This window comes from Pseudoxanthomonas sp. SE1 (assembly GCF_029542205.1).
GTDB lineage: Bacteria > Pseudomonadota > Gammaproteobacteria > Xanthomonadales > Xanthomonadaceae > Pseudoxanthomonas_A.
Window position 1 is genome coordinate 2,384,814 of sequence record NZ_CP113783.1, and the last position, 22,902, is coordinate 2,407,715.

The window sequence follows — 22,902 nt, forward strand, 5'->3', positions numbered from 1 at the left end:
CAGCGAACGCTGGGACCCATCTGCTCTTGCCCTGGAAATCCCGGCACTCACAGGCAATGGATTCCAGCCTTCGCTGGAATGACCGGATCGGGATCAGCCGATTCGCTGGAATGACGGGGTCTGGATCACCCGGCCGGGATCGATCCGCTCATTTCCTGCTCCACCACCACCGGTAGAGCACCGGCAACACCAGCAAGGTCAGCAGCGTGGACGAGACGATGCCCCCGATCACCACCGTGGCGAGCGGCCGCTGCACCTCCGATCCCGCGCCGACATTGAGCGCCATCGGCAGGAAGCCCAGCGATGCCACCAATGCGGTCATCAGTACCGGGCGCAGGCGACCGAGCGCACCGTCGACGACAGCCGTGTCGAGCGGAGTTCCCTGCTCGCGCAGCTTGCGGATGAAGGCGATCATCACCAACCCGTTCAGCACCGCCACGCCCGACAGCGCGATGAAGCCTACGCCGGCCGAAATGGAGAGCGGCAAGCCGCGCAACGCCAGTGCCACCACGCCACCGGTCAGCGCCAACGGCACACCGGTGAACACGATGGCGGCGTCCTTCGCCGAGCCGAATGCCCAGAACAGCAGCGCGAAGATCACCACCAGCGTCACCGGCACCACGACCGCCAGGCGCCGGCTTGCCGAGATCAACTGCTCGAACGTGCCGCCATAGTCCACCCAGTAGCCGGCCGGCACCTGCACCTCCGCGTCGATCCTTTCCCGCAACCCTGCGACGAATCCGCCCAGGTCGCGGCCACGCACGTTGGCCGTCACCACCACCCGGCGCTTGCCGTTCTCGCGGTTGATCTGGTTCGGCCCCAGTGTGGTCCCGATTTTCGCGACTTCGCGCAGCGGCACCGTGCCCGGCGTGCCGGAACCCCACGCCGCGGAGCGGGTGGATTCGTCCTGGTTGTCGCTGCGTCCCAACGGGATGGGCAGGTCGTGCAGCGCAGCCGGATCCTGGCGCAACGCCTCGGGCAGGCGCACGACGATGTCGAAACGACGGTCGCCTTCGAACAGCTGCCCTGCCACTTCACCGCCCACGGCGGTGGCCACGGTGTGCTGCACGTCGCCGGGATTGAGCCCGTAGCGGATCAGCGCCTGGCGATCCGGCGTGATCGTCAGCAAGGGCAGTCCCGTCGCCTGCTCCAACCGTACATCGGCCGCACCGTCGACGGCTTTCGCCACGCGTTCGATCTGCTCACCCAGTTCCACCAGGGCATCCAGATCGTCACCGTAGACCTTGATGGCCACGTCCGCGCGAACGCCTGATATCAGCTCGTTCATGCGCATCTGGATGGGCTGGGTGAACTCGTAGTTGTTGCCGGGAATCTGCAGCACCGCGCGCTCGATCTCCGCCACCAGCGCGGCCTTGGATTTGCGGGGATCAGGCCATTCGTCGCGCGGCTTGAGCATGATGAAGGTATCCGCCACCGACGGCGGCATCGGATCGGTGGCCACTTCCGCCGTCCCCAGCTTGCCGAACACGCGGTGCACCTCCGGGAACTGCGTGATCCGCGCTTCGAGCGTCGCCTGCATGCGCACCGCCTGGTCCAGGCTGGTGCCGGGAATGCGCATGGCATGCATGGCGATGTCGCCTTCGTCCAGGCTGGGCACGAACTCGGTGCCCAGGCGGGTGGCGAGCAGCCCGCACACCACGACCAGCGACGCGGCACCCGCGCCGACCGGCAGGCGCCGACGCAGCGCCCATGCCAGCGCCGGCGCGTACGCACGTCGCGCCCCCTGCATCACGCGGGTTTCCTTCTCCTGCACGCGGCCGCGCATGAACAGCGCGACGGCCGCCGGCACGAAGGTCAGCGACAGCACCATCGCACCGGTCAGCGCCAGCACCACGGTGATCGCCATGGGGTGGAACATCTTTCCCTCCACGCCGGTGAGCGCGAAGATCGGCAGGTACACGGCGGTGATGATGCCCAGGCCGAACAGGCTGGGCCGGATGACTTCCGCCGTCGCCGACGCGGTGGCGTCGAGGCGCTCCTCATCCGTCAGCAGGCGACCCAGCGCATGCTGCAGGTCGCCGAAGCGGCGCAGGCAGTTCTCGATGATGATGACGGCGCCATCCACGATCAGGCCGAAATCCAGCGCTCCCAGGCTCATCAGGTTGCCCGACACGCCACCGCGCACCATGCCGGTCAGCGTGAACAACATGGCGAGCGGGATCACCGCCGCGGTGATCAGCGCCGCGCGTACGTTGCCCAGCAACAGGAACAGCACCACGATCACCAGCACCGCACCTTCCACCAGATTCTTCGCCACCGTGCGGATGGTGCGGTCCACCAGCGAGGTGCGGTCGTACATCGCCTCGGCGCGCACACCCGCGGGCAGGCTGCGGTTGGCGTCGGCCAGGCGTGCAGCCACGGCCTGCGCCACGTCGCGGCTGTTGGCACCGATCAGCATGAAGGTGGTGCCCAGCACGACTTCCTTGCCGTCCATCGTTGCCGCGCCCGTCCGCAGCTCCGGCCCCTCGCCCACCTGCGCCACGTCGCGCACGCGGATCGGCACGCCTTCGCGGCGGTCCAGCACGATGTCGCGGATACCCTCCAGGTCGGCCACCTGGCCCGGCGCGCGCACCAGGAACTGCTGGCCGTTGCGTTCGATGTAGCCCGCGCCCACGTTCTGGTTGTTGCTGGCCACCGCCTGCACCACGTCGTGCAGCGTGAAGCCGAGCGCGACCAGGCGCGCCGGGTCCGGCGTGATGTGGATCTGCCGCGCGAACCCGCCGATCGTGTTGACCTCGGTCACGCCCGGCACGTTGCGCAGCTGTGGCCGCACCACCCAGTCCTGCAGCGTGCGCAGGTCGGTGGCGGTGTACGGCGTACCATCCGGCTTGCGGGCCTCTGCGCTGGCGTCGACCGTGTACATGAAGATCTCGCCCATGCCGGTGGCGATGGGCCCCATCTCGGGTTCGAGCCCCGAGGGCAGCTGCGACTTCACCTGCTGGAGGCGTTCGCCCACCTGCTGGCGGGCGAAGTAGAGATCGGTGCCGTCCTTGAACACCACCGTCACCTGCGACAGGCCGTAGCGCGAGATCGAACGCGTATAGTCCAGCCCCGGCAGTCCGGCCAGCGCCGTCTCGATGGGGTACGTCACGCGCTGTTCCGCTTCCAGCGGCGAATACCCATCCACCTGCGTGTTGATCTGCACCTGCACGTTGGTGATGTCCGGCGTGACGTCGATCGGCAGCCTGCTGAAACTCCAGGCGCCGACCACCACCAGTGCCAACGTCAGCGCCATCATCAGCCAGCGGTGCGCGATGGCGAAGCGCAGGATGCGTTCCAGCATGCCGCGCGATGCCGGAAGGGATCGTTCAATGGTCATGCGATGCCCCCGATTTCTCGATGTCGGCCTTCACCAGGTAACTCTGCTCGACGACCACCTGGTCGCCGGCGTTCAGGCCGGACAGCACTTCCACCTGCTGCGCATCGCGCTTGCCGAGTTCGACCGGCCGCACTTCGTACGTGTCGCCCACGCGCACGAACACCACCTCCCAGTCGCGGAACGTCTGCAGCGCGGCGACCGGCACCACCAGCGCCGCCGGCTGCTGCTCCACGGTGATGCGCGCCTTGACCGCGGAACCCGGGCGCCACAGGCCATCCGCGTTTTCCAGGGTGGCCCGGGCGACGGTGCTCTGGCTGGCCGTGGCCGTTCCCGGCAACACGCGTTCCAGCGTGGTCTGCAGGGTGGCCCCGTCGCTCAACCGCGTCACCGTCACCGGTACGCCCGGCACGATGTGCTGCGCGTCGGCACCGAAGATGTGCAGGTCCACCCACAGCGTGGACAGGTCGGCCACCTCGAACAGCGTGGCGCCTTCCCCCGCCACGCTGCCGACGGTGGCGTGGCGTGCCAGCACGACGCCGGTGATCGGCGACGTGATCGCGTAAGGGGTCAGGCTGAGATTGCTTTCCACGGTGGCCACGGTCTGCCCGGCCTGCACGCGGTCGCCCACATTGGCCGCAAGCCGGCGGATGGGACCAGGGAAGCGCGCGGCGATGTTGGCCACGCGACCTTCCACCGGCGTGAGCAATCCCTGCACTTCATGCTCGTCGGCGATGGTGCCGGCCCGCGCCGGGGCCACGCGGATGCCGGATTCCCCGGCGATCTTCGCGGCGATAGTGGTGCGGCCTTCGTAGCTGTCGTACGTCCAGCGCAACGGTTCGCCTTCGACCTGCGCCACGATTTCCACATCGAAGGAATGCGGCTCGCCCACCACCGTCTTCGCCAACAGGCTGCCGTCCGGCTGTGGTGTCAGCACATGCGTCTCGCGCACGCCGCCCAGGCGGACAAGGCGGACTTCGACGCTGCCAGAGTCTGCGGGCAGGGGCTTGCCGTCGCGGTAAAGCCAGGCCTGGTACGTCGGTGGCGTGCCCGTTTCCGCGATGGCCAGTTCGATGGTGAAGCCGTCCTTCTTCAACAGGCGGCCGCCGTGTTCGCCGCGTGCCGCCTCGGCCTGATCGTGCGCACCCTCTTCTTCGTGGCCGTGCCCGTCCGTGGCGACGCTGTCAGTGGCTGTGCCGTCGGTGGCACCGTCGCAGCCTGCCAGCACCAGGGAAAGCGCAAGTGCGCCAGTGAGTGTTCGCAGGATCATGGCGTGCTTCCTTGTTCATGGATGGCGGGCTGGGCCACGAGGGCCTGCCCGGTCAGGCGCTGGAGTTCGATCAGCGCGCGGTGTGCTTCAAGCGCCGCCTCGAGTTGCTGGCGCCGCGTGGACGTGGTCTCGGATTGCAGCTGCGCCCATTCCAGGTAACTGATGGCGCCGGCGCGGTAAGCGCGCTCCGCCGCCTGTTCGGCACGCATCAGGCGTGGCAGCACGTCGTCGCGCACGCGCTGCACTTCGAGTTGCGAAACGCGGTAGCGACCGTGGGCGTCGGCGAGCGTGGCGTACAGGGCGATGTCGCGCGATTCGCGTTCGATAGCAAGCGCGGCCAGATCGGCTTCTGCGGCTCGGATCTCCGGCCCGGCCCGGTGCGTGCTTCCCAATGGCAGCGACACACTGCCGACCAGTGCCGTGTCGCCGCTTTCCTGCAGCCGGCGCACGCCGACCTGCCAGTCGAGGTCGGGTGTCGCGGTGCTGCGCGCCAGGCGCAGGCGGGCTTCGCGCAGGCGATGTTCATCGGCGAACTGGGCAAGTTCCGGCGTGCCTTCCAGCAACGTGGCCAAGGCCTGCATGTCGTCGATGGCCGGCAGCGTCAACGGATCGCCCGACGCCACCGCGAACCGTGGCGCGCGCTCGCCCCACAGGGCCGCCAGATGCTGGCGCGCGGCATCCTGCTGCTGCGCGGCGCGTGCGAGCGTCATTTCCGCGCGCGCCAGTGCCGCCTGTGCGGTGAGCACCACCGATTCCGGCGACGCCCCCGCCTGCAGACGCTGCCGTGCGGCCGCCACGGTGCGGCGGCGTTGCGCGATGTCCTGCACGGCGATCCCGTGGTGCGCGTGCGCGGCGGTGACGGCCAGATAGCGGCGCGCCACTTCAGCCAGCAGGTCGAGGCGCTGTGCCTCGCGCTGCACGGACAGGGCATCGATGCGCGCCTGCGCCAGCGTGCGACGGGCATCCAGCTTGCCGCCGCGTTCAAGCACGCCGGCCAGTGTCAGGGTGAGTTCGGCCGCGGAGAAGCCGCGGGCGTCGCCCGTGCCCAGCGCGTTCTCCACCTGGATGCCGGCGCTCAACGCCGGGCGCAGGAGCGCGGCGTCGCGCTCGGCGAGCAGCACCTCGGTGCGGGCGCCGAACAGGCGCAGATCGGGATGGGCGCGGGCGACGCGCGCGATGGCGTCATCCAGCGTCAGTGTTTCGGGGGATACAGCGGGCGATGGCACCTGCGCATGCACGCACGGCGCGATCGCGAAGGCGGCCAATGCCGCCAGTCGCAACCACATGGGAATTCTCCGGGAAGTCGGTGATGGAACGCGGGCGACAGGACGTCAGCCCGGTGCGGGCATCAGGCGATGATCGGAGGACGCAGCAACAAGCTGACGGGTGCGCGTGGCACCGGCATCGTGGCCGCGACAGGCGCGGCGGAAAGCAGTTTCATGGCAGGCACGCGCATCGCCGCAGGCACGATGGCGTTCAGGTGGCCGCAGCAGTGGCTGGCGTGCATCAGGGCGTGCAGAAGATCGCCTTCGCCCGCCTCCCCATCCGCGTGATCGTGGTCGTCGCCTGCGGATTCACCCGCATGTTCGCTGACCGCATGCAGATGGTCGCCACCACTGCCCAGCTCGTGCAGGTCGCCCAGCGAGGCCAGTACCGGGTTCGCCAGCACGGCCAGCAACAGCACCGCCAGCGCGGGCAGGCGCAGCAACCGGAGGCAGTGGCGGCGGAGAAGACGGAGCATCGGTTCGCATCCTAGCGGCAGCCAACGGCGTTAGACAATTCCACGTCGCGTTGCGGCCGCGGAATGGAACAGGTCTTGCAGTGCCTCCTCCGACCCCGTCGGAAACGCGCCATGTCTGAGCAGGACGAAAGCGGCGAACGCACAGAACTCCCTACCGAAAAACGACGCCGCGAGGCCCGTGAACAGGGCAACATCCCGCGTTCGCGCGAGCTGGCGACGGCGGCCGTCTTCGGGGCCGGCGTGCTGGCGATCATCGCGATGGGCCCGGGCCTGGCACGCGACACGCTGGGCTGGATGAAGATCGCGCTGACGCCCGACCCCGCGCTGATGCGCCAGCCGGACCAGCTGTTCGGGCATGTCGGCCTGCTGCTGCTGAAGCTGCTGGCGGTGGTCGCGCCGGTGGCCGGCATCTGCGTGCTGGCCGGCCTGGCCGCACCGATCGCGATGAGCGGCTTCCAGTTCTCGCAGAAGGCCCTGATGCCGGACTTCAAGCGCCTCAGCCCGGCCGCCGGCCTCAAGCGGCTGTATGGCGCCGAGAGCGTGGCCGAACTGTTGAAATCGCTGCTGCGCGTCGTCCTTATCGGCGGCGCGGCGGCGATCTGCGTGAAGCTGGGCCTGAACCCGTTGCGGGAACTGCTGACCATGCCGCTGGAACAGGCCGTGCGCAGCGGCCTTAAGTTCACCAGCACCCTGCTGCTGGCGACCACCGGGGGCCTGATCCTGCTGGCCGCCATCGACGCGCCGTACCAGAAGTGGAACTGGCTGCGGAAACTGAAGATGACACGCCAGCAACTCCGCGAGGAAATGAAGGAAAGCGAGGGCAGCCCCGAGGTCAAGGGCCGCATCCGCCAGATGCAGCACCAGCTCTCGCAGCGCCGGATGATGGAAGACGTGCCCCAGGCCGACGTGATCGTGGTCAATCCGACCCACTACGCGGTGGCGCTGAAGTACCAGACCGGCCAGATGGGCGCGCCCACCGTGGTCGCCAAGGGCGTGGACGAGCTCGCGATGCGCATCCGCGAAGTGGCCGATGCGCACCGCATCGCCATCGTTTCGGCGCCCCCTCTGGCACGCGCCTTGTATCGGGAAGGCCAACTTGGCCGGGAAATCCCCGTGAGACTCTACGCCGCCGTCGCCCAGATCCTGTCCTACGTGTACCAGCTGCGTGCCTGGCGCGTGGGCGAGGCCCCCCTGCCCGACCTGCCCGCGGTGGACGTGGATGAGCACGGGGGCAAGGCATGAGCGCGCAGCCCGTCGGCGGCATACGCTGGATGGAGATGCTGAAGAACGGCCTCGGCGCCCCCCTGGTCGTGCTGGCGCTGCTGGCCATGATCGTGGTGCCGCTGGCACCGCCGGTGCTGGATGCGCTCTTCAGCTTCAACATCGCCATCTCGCTGGTGGTGCTTCTGGCCGTGGTGTACGTGAAGCGGCCACTCGACTTCACCATCTTCCCCATCATCCTGCTGATGACCACGATGCTGCGCCTGGCGCTGAACGTGGCCTCCACCCGGGTGATCCTGCTCAACGGACAGAACGGCCATGACGCCGCAGGCAAGGTCATCGCCGCGTTCGGCGAATTCGTGGTGGGCGGCAACTACGCGGTCGGCATCGTGGTGTTCGCCATCCTGACCATCATCAACTTCGTGGTGATCACCAAGGGCGCGGGGCGCATCTCGGAAGTGTCGGCCCGCTTCATCCTGGATGCGATGCCCGGCAAGCAGATGGCCATCGACGCCGACCTCAACGCCGGCATCCTGACCCGCGAGGAAGCCAAGGCCCGGCGCGAGGAAGTGCGCGAGGAAGCCGACTTCTACGGCGCGATGGACGGTGCCAACAAGTTCATCCGCGGCGACGCCATCGCCGGCATCCTGATCCTGTTCATCAACCTGGTCGGCGGCTTTGCCGTGGGCATGTTCCAGCACGGCATGGCGGCAAGCGACGCCGCGTCCACGTACACGCTGCTGTCCATCGGCGACGGCCTGGTCGCGCAGCTGCCCGCCCTGCTGGTCTCGTCCTCGGTCGCCATGCTGGTGACGCGCGCCTCGCGCTCGCAGGACATGGGCCAGGCGGTGATGGGCCAGGCCTTCGGCCAGCACAAGGCGCTGGCCGTGTCGGCCGGCGTGCTGGGCCTGGTCGGCCTGGTGCCCGGCATGCCCAACGTCGCCTTTTTGACGCTCGCCGCCGGTCTGGGCTACCTGGCCTGGAAAATGTGGAAGCGGACCCAGGAAAGCCCCGAAGCGGCCGCTGGCGACCTGGCGGCCTTGCCCGCTCCGGGTGCGCCCGACCGCAACGCCGAGTTGACCTGGGACGAACTGCGCCCGGTCGATCCGCTGGGCCTGGAAGTCGGCTACAGGCTGATCCCGCTGGTCGACAAGAACCAGGGCGGCGAACTGATGTCCCGCATCAAGGCCGTGCGCCGCAAGCTGACCCAGGACCTCGGCTTCCTGGTGCCGCCGGTGCACATCCGCGACAACCTCGAACTTCCGTCGAATGGCTATCGCCTGCTGGTGCACGGCGTGCCGGTGGCGTCAGCCGAGATCCACCCGGACCGCGAACTGGCGCTGGACCCGGGCGGTGCGTTCGGCAGCATCGACGGCATTCCGGGCAAGGACCCGGCGTTCGGGCTGGATGCCGTATGGATCCAGTCGCACCAGAAGGCCACCGCCGAGTCGCTGGGTTACACCGTGGTCGATCCGGCTACCGTGATGGCCACCCACCTCTCGCACCTGGTGCGCGAACACGCCCCCGAACTGCTGGGCCACGAGGAAGTGCAGCAACTGCTGTCGCAGCTGGGCCGCAGCGCGCCGAAGCTGGTCGAAGACCTCACGCCCAAGGCGCTGCCGCTGGCCACGGTGGTGCGCGTGCTGCAGAACCTGCTGATCGAGCGCGTGCCGATACGCCAGCTGCGCCGCATCGTCGAAGCGCTGGTCGAGTTCGCCCCGCAGAACGCCGATCCGGCCGCACTCACCGCGGCGGTGCGGACCTCGCTGGGCCGCTTCATCGTGCAGGAGATCTCGGGCATGGCGCCGGAACTGCCCGTCTACACCTTGGCGCCGAATCTGGAACGCGTCTTGCAGGACAGCACCCAGGGAACCGGCGCGGCGCTGGAACCGGGACTGGCGGAACGCCTGCACCAGAGCCTCGCCGACGTGGTGAACAAGCAGGAAGCCCGCAGCGAGCCTGCGGTGGTGCTGGTACCGGGATCGGTCCGCGCCGCCCTCGCCCGCCTGGTCCGCCACAGCGTCCCCTCGCTGTCGGTGCTGGCCTACAGCGAGGTTCCCGAGGACAAACGGTTGAAGCTGGTCGGCACGATCAGCTGAGACCGGGAGCAGCAGAACCCGACGCGACATCGAACCGGATAGCACGCCATGAAAATCAAACGCTTCGTTGCCCCCGACATGCGCACCGCCTTCGCCATGGTCCGCCAGGAGCACGGCCCGGATGCGGTGATCCTGTCCAACCGCGTGACCGAGGATGGGATCGAAATCGTCGCGGCCAGCAACTACGACGAAGCGCTCGTGCAGCGCACGCTGGAAGCGATGCGTCCGTCCGGCACCGCCCATGCGCCGATGCATCCGCTACTCGATCCGGCGACGCCCGCACGACAGGACGCGGCATCCGCGGTGACGTCCGCCCTCTCGCCCGCGGAGGCCGCCGCGCACTACTTCGCACGTCGGCAGACACCGGCTGCGCCGGCCCGCGCCGAGGCCCCTGCGCAACCGGCCCAGGCCGCCGCGCCAGCCACCCCGTCGCCACGCACACCCGCGTCCAGCGCGCCGATCGCGCCCGCCAACGAAGCTCCCGCACGTCACGAGGCGAGCCCGCCAACCCGGCATGCCGCTCCCACGTTGATCGAGCCCACTTCTTTTGCCGCCAAGCTGGCCGCGTGCCTGCCGGCGCTGCCCGCCAATGAACCGGCGCGGCCGCTGGATGACGCGCCGGCCGCGCCGCGCCGCGCTGCCTCGATCCGCCAGGAGGCCGACGACACCCTGGACCTGGATGCGCTGCTGCCCTCCATCGCGCCGCCGATGTCGCTGCCGGAGCCGGAACCCGCTGCATCCGTCATCGCGCCCCTGCACGCCCATCGCGCCATTGCCGCCACGCCTCCGGCGCCGCCCACGGCGGTCACCGTGCCCACGCTGACGGTGGTGGCCGACAACGCCGCCCAGGCGCGCGAGAGCGACGAACAACTCGTGCAGATGCGCGGCGAACTGTCCGCCATGCGCGAGATGATCGAGCGCGAGATGCACCGCCTCACCGATGAACGCCTGCGCGGTTCGCCGGTGCGCATGCAGGCGATGGAGCTGATGGAAGACTACGGCTTCGACGCCGGCATCACCCGCGACATCGCCCTGCAGATTCCCGCCGACACGGAACCGCATCGCGGCCGCGGCCTGATGCTGGGCCTGCTGTCCAAGAAGCTGCCGGTGGTCGACACCGACCTGCTGGAAACCGGTGGCGTCATCGCGCTGGTGGGCCCCACCGGCGCCGGCAAGACCACCACCATCGCCAAGCTCGCCGCCTGCTTCGCGCAGCGCTACAACGCACGCGACGTGGCGCTGATCACCACCGATACGGTACGGGTGGGTGGTCGCGAACAATTGCACGGCTACGGCCGCCAGCTCGGCATCGCCGTGCACGAGGCCGACAGCGCGCAAGCCCTCGCCCTGGTGCTGGAGCGCCTGCGCGACTACAAGCTGGTGCTGATCGATACCGCCGGCCTCGGCCAGCGCGACCGCAACCTGGTGGGCCAGCTCAACTGGCTGCGCGCATCGGGCCAGGTGAAGACCCTGCTGTGCCTGCCCGCCAATTCGCACTTCTCCGACCTGGACGAAGTGGTCCGTCGCTTCAGCAGCGTGCAGCCGCAAGGCGTGGTGCTGACCAAGCTGGACGAGACCGGCCGCCTGGGCAGCGCCCTGTCGGTGGTCGTGGACCACCAGTTGCCGATGACCTGGGTGACCGACGGCCAGCGCGTTCCCCACGATCTCCACCGCGCCAACAGCGCCCACCTCGTGCTGCGGCTGGACCAGCTGCGCCGCGAAGCCGACGAACCCTGCTCGACCGAGGCCACCCATGTCGCCTGACCACCTGTTGCAGACCAATCCCCGCGGCACGCCGCCGATGCCCGGCGCATTCCATCCCGTGCGCGTCATCGCCATCACCGGCGGCAAGGGCGGCGTGGGCAAGACCAACGTGTCGGTCAACCTGGCCGTGTCGCTGTCCGAAATGGGCAAGCGCACGCTGCTGATGGATGCCGACCTCGGCCTGGCCAACGTGGACGTGCTGCTGGGGCTGTCGCCGAAGTTCACCCTCGCCGACCTGGTCGCCGGTCGTTGCGCACTGGAGGATGTCCTGCTGGAAGGGCCCGAAGGCGTGCTGGTGGTTCCCGCCTCGTCGGGTTTCCGCCACATGGCCGAACTGGCCCCGGCCGAGCACGTGGGCCTCGTCAACGTGTTCTCCGAGCTGCAGCGCGCACTGGATTTCATGGTGGTGGACACCGCCGCCGGCATCACCGACAGCGTGCTGACCTTCTGCCAGGCCGCGCAGGACACCGTGGTGGTGGTCTGCGACGAACCGGCTTCCATCACCGACGCCTACGCGCTGATCAAGGTGCTGGCGCGCGAGCGTGGCCTGGACCGCGTGCACGTCATCGCCAACATGGTCCGCGACCCCAACGAGGGCCGGAAGCTGTACGAAAAACTCGCCCGCGTCTGCGAGCGCTTCCTCGGCGACGTGGCCCTGCACTACCTGGGTGCCGTGCCGCAGGATGACTGGCTGCGCCGTGCCGTGCAGCGCCAGCAACCCGTCGTCAAAGCCTACCCGGGCAGCCCGTCGGCACGCGCCATCGCCGAGATCGCGCGCATGACCGCGCGCTGGCAGCCGCCGCTGGGAGCGCGTGGCAACGTCGAGTTCTTCGTCGAACGCCTGATCCAGCGGGGAGTCGCCGCATGAACACCGCCGCCGCCCAATACCGCGCGGTGCAACGCAGCACCGCGAACGATTTCGTCACCCAGCACGCCGACCTGGTCCGTCGCATCGCCCATCACCTGGCCGCACGCCTGCCGGCCAGCGTGGAGGTCGACGACCTGGTGCAGGCCGGCATGATCGGCCTGCTGGAAGCCTCGCGCAGCTACGATGCCGAGCAGGGCGCGTCGTTCGAGACTTACGCCTCCATCCGCATCCGCGGCTCGATGATCGACGAGATCCGTCGCGGCGACTGGGTGCCGCGCTCGGTCCACCGCCGCGCCCGCCAGGCGGCCGCCACCGTGCGCGAGATCGAACAGCGCACCGGCCGCGCCGCCATCGCCACCGAAGTGGCGAGTGCGATGGAAATGCCGCTGCCCGAATACCTGCGCCTGATGGAAGACGCCGCGCGCGGCCAGGTCCTGAGCCTGGAGTCGCACATCGACGACCACGGCGAACCGAACACCGCGCGCACCGGCGGTCCCTCGCCGGAGCAGCATCTGGAGCGCAGCGAATTCCGCCAGCAACTGGTCAAGTCCATCGGCCAACTGCCGGAACGCGAGCAGCTGGTCCTCTCGATGTACTACGAGCAGGAACTCAACCTGAAGGAGATCGGCGCCGTCCTCGGCGTCAGCGAGTCGCGCGTCTGCCAGATCCACGGCCAGGCCATGGTGCGGCTGCGTGGACGCCTGCAGGTGTTCGAGAAGGCCGACGCCGGCCTTGAGGACGACGGTTGACGCTGTAGGAGCGCCCTGGGGCGCGATGCTTTTGCCGTCACCCCCAAACAAGAGCATCGCGCCCAAGGGCGCTCCTACAAAGCGGCGTCGCCTCCGCTAAATATTTCCCGGCCCCGGCCGATACCCCCACCAGACGCACCGTCCACGCAACACCGGAGCACCCGTGACCAACAAGAACATGCGCATCCTCATCGTGGACGACTTTTCCACCATGCGCCGCATCATCAAGAACCTGCTCAATGACCTGGGCTATACCAATACCGCCGAGGCCGAGGACGGCAACAGCGCGTTGACCGCACTGTCCCAGGGCAGCTTCGAGTTCGTGGTCACCGACTGGAACATGCCCGGCATGACCGGCATCGAGTTGCTGAAGGCCATCCGCGCCGACGACCGCTTCAAGACCCTGCCGGTATTGATGGTCACCGCCGAAGCCAAGCGCGAGCAGATCATCGAAGCCGCCCAGAACGGCGTGAATGGCTACATCATCAAGCCGTTCACCGCCCAGACGCTGGAAGAGAAGCTGGGCAAGATCTTCGAACGCCTGGGAGCGGCCGCCTGATGACCGCCGTGGTCGATGTCGCCGGCGCCCGCGCCGCGCTGGTGGAAAAACTTCAGCACGCGCTGGATGCCCTGGAACAGGGCGACGAAGCCGGCTGGCGCCGCGAACTGGATGCCATCGCCGCCTGGCGTACGCAGCCGATGATGCAGGGCCTGGGCCGCCTCGCGCGCGAACTGGCGCAGACGCTGGGCGAACTGCCGCCCACCGGACCCGGCGAACTGGACGACGCCTGCGCACGCCTGGACCACGTGGTGGAAATGACCGAACAGGCCAGCCACACCACGCTGGACCTGGCCGAACAATGCCGCGGCTACGCGACCCAGCTGAAGGGCACCGCGCTGTCGCCCGAACAGGCGGCGCTGGTGGACAGCATCGGCAAGGGGCTGTCGGAAATGGCCCTGGCGCAGAGCTACCAGGACCTCACCGGCCAGATCATCCGTCGCGTCGCGGGCATCGTCCGTCGCGTGCACGAGGGCTTCGGTGCGCTGGGCCTGCCGCCGCCCGAGAAGAAGAACCCTTCAGATCTGGCCGGTCCGGCCGTTGCTGGTCTGGACCGCAATGCGTTTTCACAGAACGACGCAGACGACCTGCTCTCCGGACTGGGGCTGTAGGCACCCGTGAACGCGCAGCGGAACCGGAGACCTGCCATGCCCGACGCTTCCGCCCGCCGTTCCCGCCATCCGCTCGTCCTGCTGTTCGTGGGGGCGCTGCTGGTCTGCGACGCCCTGGTGGGCCGCTTCCTGCGGCGTCGCCACGCCCATGCGATGCACCTGCCCCATTCCTCCCGCTGATCGCCCGTACCGGTACCTGCCCCGCCCATGTCCGCCGTCACGCCTGAAATCGCCGCCGACTTCCTGATCGAAGCGCAGGAAATCCTCGACCGGCTGGGCGAGCAACTGGTCACGCTGGAGCAGGATCCTTCCGACAGCGAGCAGCTGAACGCGGTGTTCCGCGGCTTCCATACCCTGAAAGGCGGCGCCGGCTTCCTCGGCATCCAGCCGATGGTCAACCTGTGCCATGCCGCCGAAGAAACACTCGGCCTGGTACGCGCGGGACAGGCCACGCTGGAACCGCAGCACTTCGATGCCGCCCAGCAATCGCTGGACTGGCTGCAACAGATGCTGGATGCGATCGGCGCCGGCGAAGACCCGCCGCACGCACCGCAGATGCTGATCGACCAGTTCGATACCCGCGGGGATGCCGCGCCTGCCACGCCGAAGCAAACGACCGCCACAAGCGCCACGCCCGCCGCCACCGGCGCGGACCTGATCAGCGATGACGAGTTCGAGGCATTGCTGGACCAGCTGCATGGCGATGGCGCACCCACCCGCACGGCCGCACCGGCGCCCGTCGCGCGACCGGCCCCCTCGCCCGCGAAACCGGCCGCACCGAAGCCGGTCGCGAAGGCCGGCGGTGAAACCGAACAGACCATCCGCGTGGACACCAAGCGGCTGGACGCCATCGTCAACCTGGTGGGCGAACTGGTGCTGTCGCGCAACCGGTTGAAGACCTTGCGCGCGCGCATCCGCGACGAAGAACTTGACCGCGCCGTCAGCAGCCTCGACATCGCCACCGCGCGCCTGCAGACAGCGGTGATGCGCACCCGCATGCAGCCGGTGGGCAAGGTGTTCTCGCGCTTTCCCAAGGTGGCGCGCGACGTCGCCAGGCAATTGCAGAAGGAAGTCGACCTGGAACTGGTCGGCGCCGAAACCGAACTCGACCGCAACCTGGTGGAAGCGCTGGCCGACCCGCTGGTGCACCTGGTGCGCAATGCGATCGACCATGGCATCGAAGTGCCCAGCCTGCGTGAGGCCTGCAGCAAGCCGCGCGCCGGCCACGTGCGCCTGTCGGCGCAGCAGGAAGGCGACTTCGTCACCATCGAGATCCGCGACGACGGCGCCGGCATCGACCCCGAACGCCTGCGCGCCAAGGCGCTGGAAAAAGGCCTGATCGATCCCGAAGCCGCCGCGCGCCTCACCCACGATGAATGCCTGCAACTGATCTTCCTGCCCGGCTTCTCCACCAAGGCCGAGGTCACCGACATCTCCGGCCGCGGCGTGGGCATGGACGTGGTGCAGTCGCGCATCCGCGAACTCAGCGGCCAGATCGCCATCCATTCCGACATCGGGCGTGGCAGCCGCTTCGTCATCCGCGTGCCGCTGACGCTGGCCATCCTGCCCACCCTGCTGGTACAGGCCGGCGAACCCGTCTACGCCCTGCCGCTGGCACGCGTGATGGAAGTGCTGCACGCACCCTCCGAGAGCCTGCGCTGGTTCGACGGCCAGGCCGTGCTGGACCGCCAGAGCCATACCCTGCCGCTGATCGACCTGCGCCACTGGCTGCGGGTCGATCCGGTGATGACGCCGTTGCTCACCATCGTGGTGTTGCAGATGGGCGAACAGCGCTTCGGCCTGATCGTCGACCAGGTGCGCGGCCGCGAAGAAGTCGTCATCAAACCCCTGCCGCGCGCCGTGCGCGGCCTGCCCGGCTACGCCGGCGCCACCCTGATCGGCGACGGCCGCATGGCCCTGATCCTGGACGTGGACGGCCTGCGCGCGACGGCGTGACGCGTTGTGCTCCCTGTAGGAGCGACGTGAGTCGCGACCGCACGCCCTGCACAACATGACGCCTGGATGGCGGTGTGAGCCGGCCGCAAATAACGTCGCTCCTGCAACCGCAAGGCGACAGCTCGCGATTCCAGATCATGCGCGGCATGACAACTCGATGTCTGTGTGATCGCGGTCGCGACTCACGTCGCTCCTACAAGAAGCTCAGCTCAAGTCCACCTGAACCGGGCCGATAGATCTGCACATGGACATCTTCAGCCTCATCGGACTCATCCTGGCGCTGGTTGCGCTGGTAGGCGGCAGCATCCTCAAGGGCGCGGGCCTGTCCTCGCTGTGGTCCTCGGCGGCCTTCGTCATCGTGATCCTGGGCACCGTGGCCGCGATCCTGGTGCATACGCCGCCGCCGGTATTCAAGCGCGCGCTGTCCATCGTGCGCTGGGTGATCCGGCCGCCGGGCACCGATGGCGATGCGCTGATCGCCGAGATCGTCGACTGGAGCAACATCGCCCGCAAGCAGGGCCTGCTGGGGCTGGAGCCACTGGTCAACCAGCAGGACGACCCGTTCCTGAAGAAGGGCCTGCAGATGCTGGTGGACGGCGTGGAGCCGGAATCGATCCGCCACATGATGGAGATCGATCTCAACGGCCAGGAGCACCAGGACCTGGCCGCCGCGAAGGTGTTCGAAGCCATGGGCATCTACGCGCCCACGCTGGGCATCATCGGCGCGGTGTTCGGCCTGATCGCGGTGATGAAGAACCTCGCCGACCCCAGCAAACTGGGCCACGGCATCGCCGCCGCGTTCACCGCGACGATCTACGGCATCGCGTCGGCCAACCTGTTCTTCCTGCCCATCGCCAGCAAGCTCAAGAGCGTGATCGGTGGGCGCAGCCGCGAACAGGAAATGATCATCGAAGGCCTGATCGCGATCGCGCAGGGCGAGAACCCGCGCAACATCGAGGCCAAGTTGGCCGGCTTCCTGCACTGATCCCTGCGGAACGACGGCGATGGCGCGCAGGAAGAAACACGAGGAGCACGCGAACCACGAGGCCTGGGCGATTCCCTACGCCGACCTGATGACGCTGCTGCTCGCCTTCTTCGTGGTGATGTACGCCATCTCCACCATCAACGAGGGCAAATACCGCGTGATGGCCGATGCGCTGACCGCGGCCTTCGGTGGCGCGCCGCGCACGATCAACCCGGTGCAGGTGGGCAACCACCAGTTGCAGGGCGCCGACTTCGACCGGCCCTCGCCGATCAAGTCCGGCGCCAAGCAGGGGCCGTCCGCCCCGTCGCCCTCGCCCAACGTCACCCTGCTGGCGGCGATGGCCTCGCAGATGAACCTCTCGATGGACGAGAAGGGCCTGAAGAGCGCGCAGGGCGAGCTCAAGCGCATCGCCGATGACCTGGAACGCGCGCTGGCGCCGCTGATCGACGAGAAGCTGGTGGTCATCAAGCGCTCCGAGCTGTGGCTGGAAGTGCAGATCAACAGCGACATCCTGTTCGCCACCGGCTCGGCGGCGCTGGACCCGCAGGCGCAGCAGACCGTCGGCAAGCTGGCGGAAGTACTGGGCAATGTGCCCAATTCGGTGCGCGTGGAGGGCTACACCGACGACCGCCCGATCCGCACCGCCCAGTTCCCGTCCAACTGGGAACTCTCGTCGGCGCGCGCCGCGAGCGTGGTGCACCTGTTCGTCCGCGACGGAATCCCGCCGGAGCGGCTGGCGATGATCGGCTACGGAGAGTTCCGGCCGATCGGCGACAACGCCACCGTCGAAGGCCGCAACGCCAATCGCCGCGTGCTGCTGATCATCCTGGCCAGCCCCGCCGGCCCGGCACCGAACTTGCATGCCCAGGAACAGGCCGTCGAAGCGCCGTCAGTGATCGCACTGCCGTCGTTGCCGACCCACGCCTCGTCGCCCATGCCCGGAGCGCCGCCGGCGCCCCAGGTCCATGAAGGAGTCCAGTGATGCGCGTGTGGGCAATCGCCAACCAGAAAGGCGGCGTCGGCAAGACCACCACCACCCTCGCCCTCGGGCGCGCGCTGGCCATGCGTGGCCGCCGCGTGCTGCTCGTGGACCTGGACCCGCACGCATCGCTGACGCGCGCGTTCGGCGTGCCCGCCGAGCCGCAGCCTTCCGGCGTGCTGGACCTGTTCGATGAGCAACCGCCCACGCTCGCCAGCGTGGCGCGCGCCACCGAGATCGAAAACCTCACCTTCGTACCCGCGCAGACGCCGCTGGCCACGCTGGAGCGCCGCAGCGCCACCCAGCCGGGCCTCGGCCTGGCGCTGTCCAATGCGCTCGCACGCGGCGGCCAGGCGTGGGACCACGTGCTGTTCGACTGCCCGCCCACGCTGGGCCTGCTGATGGTCAATGCGCTGGCCGCTGCCGACCACGTCATCATTCCGACCCAGACCGAACCGCTGGCGCTGCACGGCCTGAAAGGCATGTGCCGCACCGTCGACATGATCCAGCGCTCGCGCCACCGCGAACTGCCGGTATCGATCCTGCCCACGCTGTACGACAAGCGCACCCGCACCGGTGCCGAGACGTTGAAGGCGATGCAGGACGAGTACGGCGGACGCGTCTGGAACGACGCCATCCCCAACGACACGCGCATCTGCAGCGTCGATGCACTGACCCGTTCCAGCCCGCCCGCACAGTATCCCGGTCGCGGCCTGTCGGCTTACCGCCGCGCGCTGGACTGGCTGCTGCTGACGGAAGCACGCGCCACCGAGCAAGCCGCATGAACACGCCCGCCGTCCTCGACGACTACCTGCACGACCTGCTGGGCGAACTGGGCACGGCAACCGTCGCTCCGTCCCTGGCCTTGGTCGTCGAGGAAACGGCGGTGACCGCCGGCACATCCCCCGACGCGGCCGACACGTCTGCTTCGCCCATCGCGAAGGTCGAAGCGCCTCCCGCGCTGGCGATCGCACCAGTGCGGCCGGGCAGCGACGCGGACATGATCGACGACGATGAGTTCGAAGCGCTGCTGGACCAGCTGCACGGCAGTGGCGCCCCCGCCGCGGTGGCCGCGCCCGCCAGCGAACCGATCGTCGCGGCGCCGACGCCTCCCGCGCCTGCGCTTGCGGTCGCGCCTGCGCGCGCAGGCAGTGCCGGCGACATGATCAGCGACGACGAGTTCGAAGCCCTGCTTGACGACCTGCACGGCGGTGCCGCGCCCACCGCACGGATTGCCGGACCCGCGCCCGTCGCCGCACCGGCCGCACCCGCGGTGCAGGCCCCGCGTGCCCTGGCGCCGCTGCCCAGCAAGCCGTACCTGCAGGAAGCGCTGCCCGACACCGGCGAGCGCCGCCGCGCGACCGAGCGCAAGACGCGCTGGCTGCGCCTGCGCTGCGACCAGCAGCACTACGCGCTGGAACTGCTGAAGGTGCAGGAAGTCGTGCGCCCCGCCACCCTGCTGCCGCTGCGCGGCGCCGCGCCGCACATGCTCGGCGTGATGAACCTGCGCGGCCAGGTTGTGCCGGTCATCGACATGGGCCTGTACCTGGGCCGCAGTGCGATCGACACCGATGCCGCCACGCGCATCGTGGTGCTCGAAGAGCACGGCGAGATCCTCGGCCTGCGCGTCAGCGCGGTGGAGGACGTGGCCAACCTGACCGACAACCAGATCGAATCCCCCGACAACGCGCGCGTCGGCCGCATTGCGAATCCCCTGTTCCGCGGCGTGGCCCGCCTCAACGAACGCGCGGTGATCCTGCTGGACGCCTCGCAAGTCCTGCAGTGATGTGGGGAAATCGGAACAAGGCACACAGGATGGTGCACTCCGCCAGCACCTCCATGCCGGTGTTGCCAGGTGTTCTGGAAGCCGGGAACGCACGCGCCGAAGTGGGCTTCCCATCCCCGCCGCCTACTCCCTGCATTCCACGAACCGCGTCACATATCCACACCGGATGCTCAAGAGTGGCCCGTGAGCGCCGATACCCCACTAGAGCCGCCCTTCCGGAGACACGATGAGCGCAGTGCCCCTGGGTGATGACCTCGGCATCGAGGCCGCCACCGACCTCAAGCAACACCTGGCCATGCATGTCGCACAGCCTGGCCCGCTGGTGCTGGATGCCGGCACGGTACAGCGCGTGCACACCGCCAGCCTGCAGGTGCTGTGCAGCTTCGTGCGCCAGCGCGAACAGGCTGGGCTGGCCACCGACTTCGGTGCCGTCAGCCAGAACTTCCGCGACGCGGCGCGCCTGCTCGGCCTCGGGCCGCAGCTGGGCCTGGCGACCACCAACAACGAAAACAACATGCAACAAGTGGAGAACGCCGCATGAGCGCACGCATTCTGGTAGTGGACGATTCGGCCTCGATGCGACAGATGGTCGCTTTCGCCCTGACATCGGCCGGCTTTTCGGTGGATGAAGCCGAAGATGGCCAGGTCGCACTGGGACGCGCGCAGGGACAGAAGTTCAACGCGGTGGTCACCGACGTCAACATGCCCAACATGGATGGCATCTCGCTGATCCGCGCCCTGCGCGGCATCCCCGACTACAAGTTCACGCCCATGCTGATGCTGACCACCGAATCGGCCGCCGACAAGAAGGCCGAAGGCAAGGCCGCCGGCGCGACCGGCTGGCTGGTCAAACCGTTCAACCCGGAACAACTGGTCGCCACCGTCCAGAAAGTCCTGGGCTGATCCTCCTTTCCTCCGCTTCCCCTCCGACCGCACCAGGGCACCGTCGCAATGAACATGGACATGCAGCGCTTCCACGCCACGTTCTTCGAGGAAAGCCGCGAAGGGCTGGAAGCGATGGAGGCCGGCCTGTTGTCGCTGGAACAAGGCAATCGCGACGGCGACCTGATCAATTCCATCTTCCGCGCCGCGCATTCCATCAAGGGCGGCTCGGCGACGTTCGGCTTCGATGCCATCGCCGGCATGACCCACGTGCTGGAAACCCTGCTGGACGAACTGCGCGCCGGCCAGCGTGCGGTCAGTCCGCCCGCGGTCGATGCGATGCTCGCTTCGGTCGACGTGCTGCGCGCCCTGCTGGCCGAAGCCGAACACGGCACGCCGGCGGATCCTGCCGCCGTGCAGGCCATGAAGGACCGCCTCAACGCGGTGTTGTCCGGCCAGGACGCACCTGCCGCCACGCCCGCGGCCGCAGCGAAGGCCGACGAAACGCCGGAAGGCTGGAAGATCGGATTCACCCCAGCACCGTCGCTGTTCATGAGCGGCAACGATCCGCTGCGCATCCTGCGCGAACTGGAACACCTCGGCCCGCTCGAAATCGCCTGCCGCATGGAGCGCCTGCCCGGCTTCGAACAGATCGATCCGCTGGAAGCCTATCTCGCGTGGGACCTGGGCCTGATCGGCAAGGTGCCGCGCAGCGCGGTGGACGATGTATTCGCCTGGGTCGTCGACGATTGCGAACTCGACATCCAGCCGATGCAGCGCAATGCGGTGCCTGTGGAAGCCGTCGCCATTGCCGCGCAGCCGGCCGCCACGGTCACCGCCAGCGGTGCGCAGGCACCGGCAGGCGCCGCGCCCGCCGCCAACGACACCGCAGAAACCTCCATCCGCGTCAGCGTCGACAAGATCGACGGACTGATCAACCTCGTCGGTGAACTCGTCATCACCCAGGCCATGCTGAAGCAGGTCTCCGGCCTGCTCGACCAGGCCCAGTGCGAGCGCCTGTTCGCCGGCCTGGACCTGCTGGAACGCAACACGCGCGACCTGCAGGAGGCCGTCATCGGCGTGCGCATGCTGCCGGTGGACGCGGTATTCCGCCGCTTCCCGCGCCTGGTCCGCGACCTGTCCGCCCGCCTCGGCAAGCAGGTGCGCCTGCGCACGATCGGCGAAGGCACCGAACTGGACAAGGGCCTGATCGAACGCATCGCCGATCCGCTCGTGCACCTGGTCCGCAACTCGATCGACCATGGTCTTGAACTGCCCGATGCACGCCGCGAGGCGGGCAAGGACGAAACCGGCACGATCACCCTGGCCGCTTCGCACCAGGGCGGTCATATCGTCATCGAAGTCAGCGACGACGGCCGCGGCCTGAATCGCGACCGCATCCTCGCCAAGGCCGCCGAGCGCGGCCTGGCCGTGCCCGAGAATCCCAGCGACTCGCAGGTCTGGGACCTGATCTTCCAGCCCGGTTTTTCCACCGCCGAGGCCGTGACCGATCTTTCCGGCCGTGGCGTGGGCATGGATGTGGTCCGCCGCAACATCCAGGCGCTGGGCGGCGAAGTGCAGTTGGAAAGCGCGTCCGGCAGCGGCACGCGCGTGGTCATCCGGCTGCCGCTGACGCTGGCCATCCTGGACGGCATGGGCGTGTCGGTCGGCGAAGAAACGCTGATCCTGCCGCTCGGCTACGTGCTCGAAGCCCTGCAGCCGCAGGCCGAGGACGTGCGCACGGTGGCGGGCGACGGCCGCGTACTGCGCGTGCGCGGCGAGTACCTGCCCATCGTGTCGCTGAACGACTATTACCGCTACGGCCAGAGCGACGCAGAAGATCCGCTGGTGGTCGTGGTGGAAGCCGACGGCCAGAAGCTGGCGCTGGAAGTGGACGAACTGATCGGCCAGCAGCAGGTCGTGGTCAAGAACATCGAAAACAACTACCGCCGCATCGATGGCATCTCCGGCGCCACCATCCTCGGTGACGGCCGCGTGGCCCTGATCGTCGATGTCGGCGGACTGGTACGCGCACGCAGGACGCTGCAGGCGGCCTGACGCCGCCCCTCCACCCTTCCTCTTCTGCGTTCACTTG

General features: G+C 68.5%; 18 protein-coding genes and 2 pseudogenes. 16 read left to right on the plus strand and 4 right to left on the minus strand.

Annotated features, from left to right (window positions below; all coding sequences use genetic code 11):
* Nucleotides 1-148: 148 nt before the first annotated feature.
* The 4 genes from OY559_RS11315 to OY559_RS11330 all read right to left on the minus strand — a co-directional run bounded on the left by OY559_RS11315 (nt 149) and on the right by OY559_RS11330 (nt 6,348).
* Nucleotides 149-3,304, minus strand: coding sequence for an efflux RND transporter permease subunit (locus OY559_RS11315; RefSeq protein WP_277729988.1), 3,156 nt, complete (start codon nt 3,302-3,304; stop codon nt 149-151).
* A 25-nt stretch (nt 3,305-3,329) separates the two neighbouring features.
* On the minus strand, nt 3,330-4,607 hold the full coding sequence (locus OY559_RS11320; protein WP_277726363.1) for an efflux RND transporter periplasmic adaptor subunit: 1,278 nt from the start codon (nt 4,605-4,607) through the stop codon (nt 3,330-3,332).
* Nucleotides 4,604-5,893 (minus strand): TolC family protein, encoded by a 1,290-nt coding sequence (locus tag OY559_RS11325; RefSeq protein ID WP_277726364.1) that lies wholly within the window; start codon nt 5,891-5,893, stop codon nt 4,604-4,606. Before OY559_RS11325 ends, OY559_RS11320 begins: the two co-directional genes overlap by 4 nt.
* A 62-nt stretch (nt 5,894-5,955) precedes the next feature.
* Nucleotides 5,956-6,348 carry a hypothetical protein gene (locus OY559_RS11330; protein ID WP_277726365.1) on the minus strand — a complete coding sequence of 131 codons (393 nt, stop codon included), beginning with the start codon at nt 6,346-6,348 and terminating at the stop codon, nt 5,956-5,958.
* Nucleotides 6,349-6,459: 111 nt separating this feature from the next.
* Between OY559_RS11330 and flhB the strand changes: the two genes are divergently transcribed.
* From flhB to OY559_RS11410, 16 genes and pseudogenes are all read left to right on the plus strand, one after another.
* Nucleotides 6,460-7,590 (plus strand): flagellar biosynthesis protein FlhB, encoded by a 1,131-nt coding sequence (gene flhB / locus OY559_RS11335; protein WP_277726366.1) that lies wholly within the window; start codon nt 6,460-6,462, stop codon nt 7,588-7,590.
* Nucleotides 7,587-9,668, plus strand: a complete 2,082-nt coding sequence (flhA, locus tag OY559_RS11340) for a flagellar biosynthesis protein FlhA (protein ID WP_277726367.1) — start codon at nt 7,587-7,589, stop codon at nt 9,666-9,668. The genes flhB and flhA overlap by 4 nt, the downstream gene beginning before the upstream one ends.
* A 48-nt stretch (nt 9,669-9,716) precedes the next feature.
* Nucleotides 9,717-11,432 carry a flagellar biosynthesis GTPase FlhF gene (gene flhF, locus OY559_RS11345; protein ID WP_277726368.1) on the plus strand — a complete coding sequence of 572 codons (1,716 nt, stop codon included), beginning with the start codon at nt 9,717-9,719 and terminating at the stop codon, nt 11,430-11,432.
* Between the two features lie 55 nt (nt 11,433-11,487).
* Nucleotides 11,488-12,300, plus strand: a pseudogene (locus OY559_RS11350) (MinD/ParA family protein); the annotation flags it as partial.
* Nucleotides 12,297-13,049 (plus strand): RNA polymerase sigma factor FliA, encoded by a 753-nt coding sequence (locus OY559_RS11355; RefSeq protein WP_277726369.1) that lies wholly within the window; start codon nt 12,297-12,299, stop codon nt 13,047-13,049. The pseudogene OY559_RS11350 and the gene OY559_RS11355, both read left to right, overlap by 4 nt.
* A gap of 178 nt (nt 13,050-13,227) precedes the next feature.
* On the plus strand, nt 13,228-13,608 hold the full coding sequence (gene cheY, locus OY559_RS11360) for a chemotaxis response regulator CheY (protein ID WP_056879027.1): 381 nt from the start codon (nt 13,228-13,230) through the stop codon (nt 13,606-13,608).
* Nucleotides 13,608-14,219 carry a protein phosphatase CheZ gene (locus OY559_RS11365; RefSeq protein WP_277726370.1) on the plus strand — a complete coding sequence of 204 codons (612 nt, stop codon included), beginning with the start codon at nt 13,608-13,610 and terminating at the stop codon, nt 14,217-14,219. The genes cheY and OY559_RS11365 overlap by 1 nt, the downstream gene beginning before the upstream one ends.
* 36 nt (nt 14,220-14,255) lie before the next feature.
* Entirely contained in the window at nt 14,256-14,399 is a 144-nt protein-coding gene (locus tag OY559_RS11370; RefSeq protein ID WP_185742088.1) for a hypothetical protein, read from the plus strand.
* 27 nt (nt 14,400-14,426) lie between these two features.
* Nucleotides 14,427-16,175: a chemotaxis protein CheA gene (locus tag OY559_RS11375; RefSeq protein ID WP_277726371.1), complete on the plus strand. Its 1,749-nt coding sequence runs from the start codon at nt 14,427-14,429 to the stop codon at nt 16,173-16,175.
* Nucleotides 16,176-16,419: 244 nt separating this feature from the next.
* Nucleotides 16,420-17,160, plus strand: a complete 741-nt coding sequence (locus OY559_RS11380) for a flagellar motor protein (protein ID WP_277726372.1) — start codon at nt 16,420-16,422, stop codon at nt 17,158-17,160.
* A 19-nt stretch (nt 17,161-17,179) separates the two neighbouring features.
* Nucleotides 17,180-18,028, plus strand: a pseudogene (motD, locus tag OY559_RS11385) (flagellar motor protein MotD); the annotation flags it as partial.
* 113 nt (nt 18,029-18,141) lie between these two features.
* Nucleotides 18,142-18,924 (plus strand): ParA family protein, encoded by a 783-nt coding sequence (locus OY559_RS11390; protein WP_277726373.1) that lies wholly within the window; start codon nt 18,142-18,144, stop codon nt 18,922-18,924.
* Nucleotides 18,921-19,925, plus strand: coding sequence for a chemotaxis protein CheW (locus tag OY559_RS11395; protein ID WP_277726374.1), 1,005 nt, complete (start codon nt 18,921-18,923; stop codon nt 19,923-19,925). Before OY559_RS11390 ends, OY559_RS11395 begins: the two co-directional genes overlap by 4 nt.
* 226 nt (nt 19,926-20,151) lie before the next feature.
* Nucleotides 20,152-20,466, plus strand: a complete 315-nt coding sequence (locus tag OY559_RS11400) for an STAS domain-containing protein (protein WP_277726375.1) — start codon at nt 20,152-20,154, stop codon at nt 20,464-20,466.
* The gene (locus OY559_RS11405) at nt 20,463-20,828 is read left to right on the plus strand and encodes a response regulator (RefSeq protein WP_142124929.1); all 366 of its coding nucleotides are present in this window, start codon (nt 20,463-20,465) and stop codon (nt 20,826-20,828) included. Before OY559_RS11400 ends, OY559_RS11405 begins: the two co-directional genes overlap by 4 nt.
* A gap of 48 nt (nt 20,829-20,876) precedes the next feature.
* The gene (locus OY559_RS11410; protein ID WP_277726376.1) at nt 20,877-22,865 is read left to right on the plus strand and encodes a chemotaxis protein CheA; all 1,989 of its coding nucleotides are present in this window, start codon (nt 20,877-20,879) and stop codon (nt 22,863-22,865) included.
* The last annotated feature ends 37 nt before the right edge of the window (nt 22,866-22,902 follow it).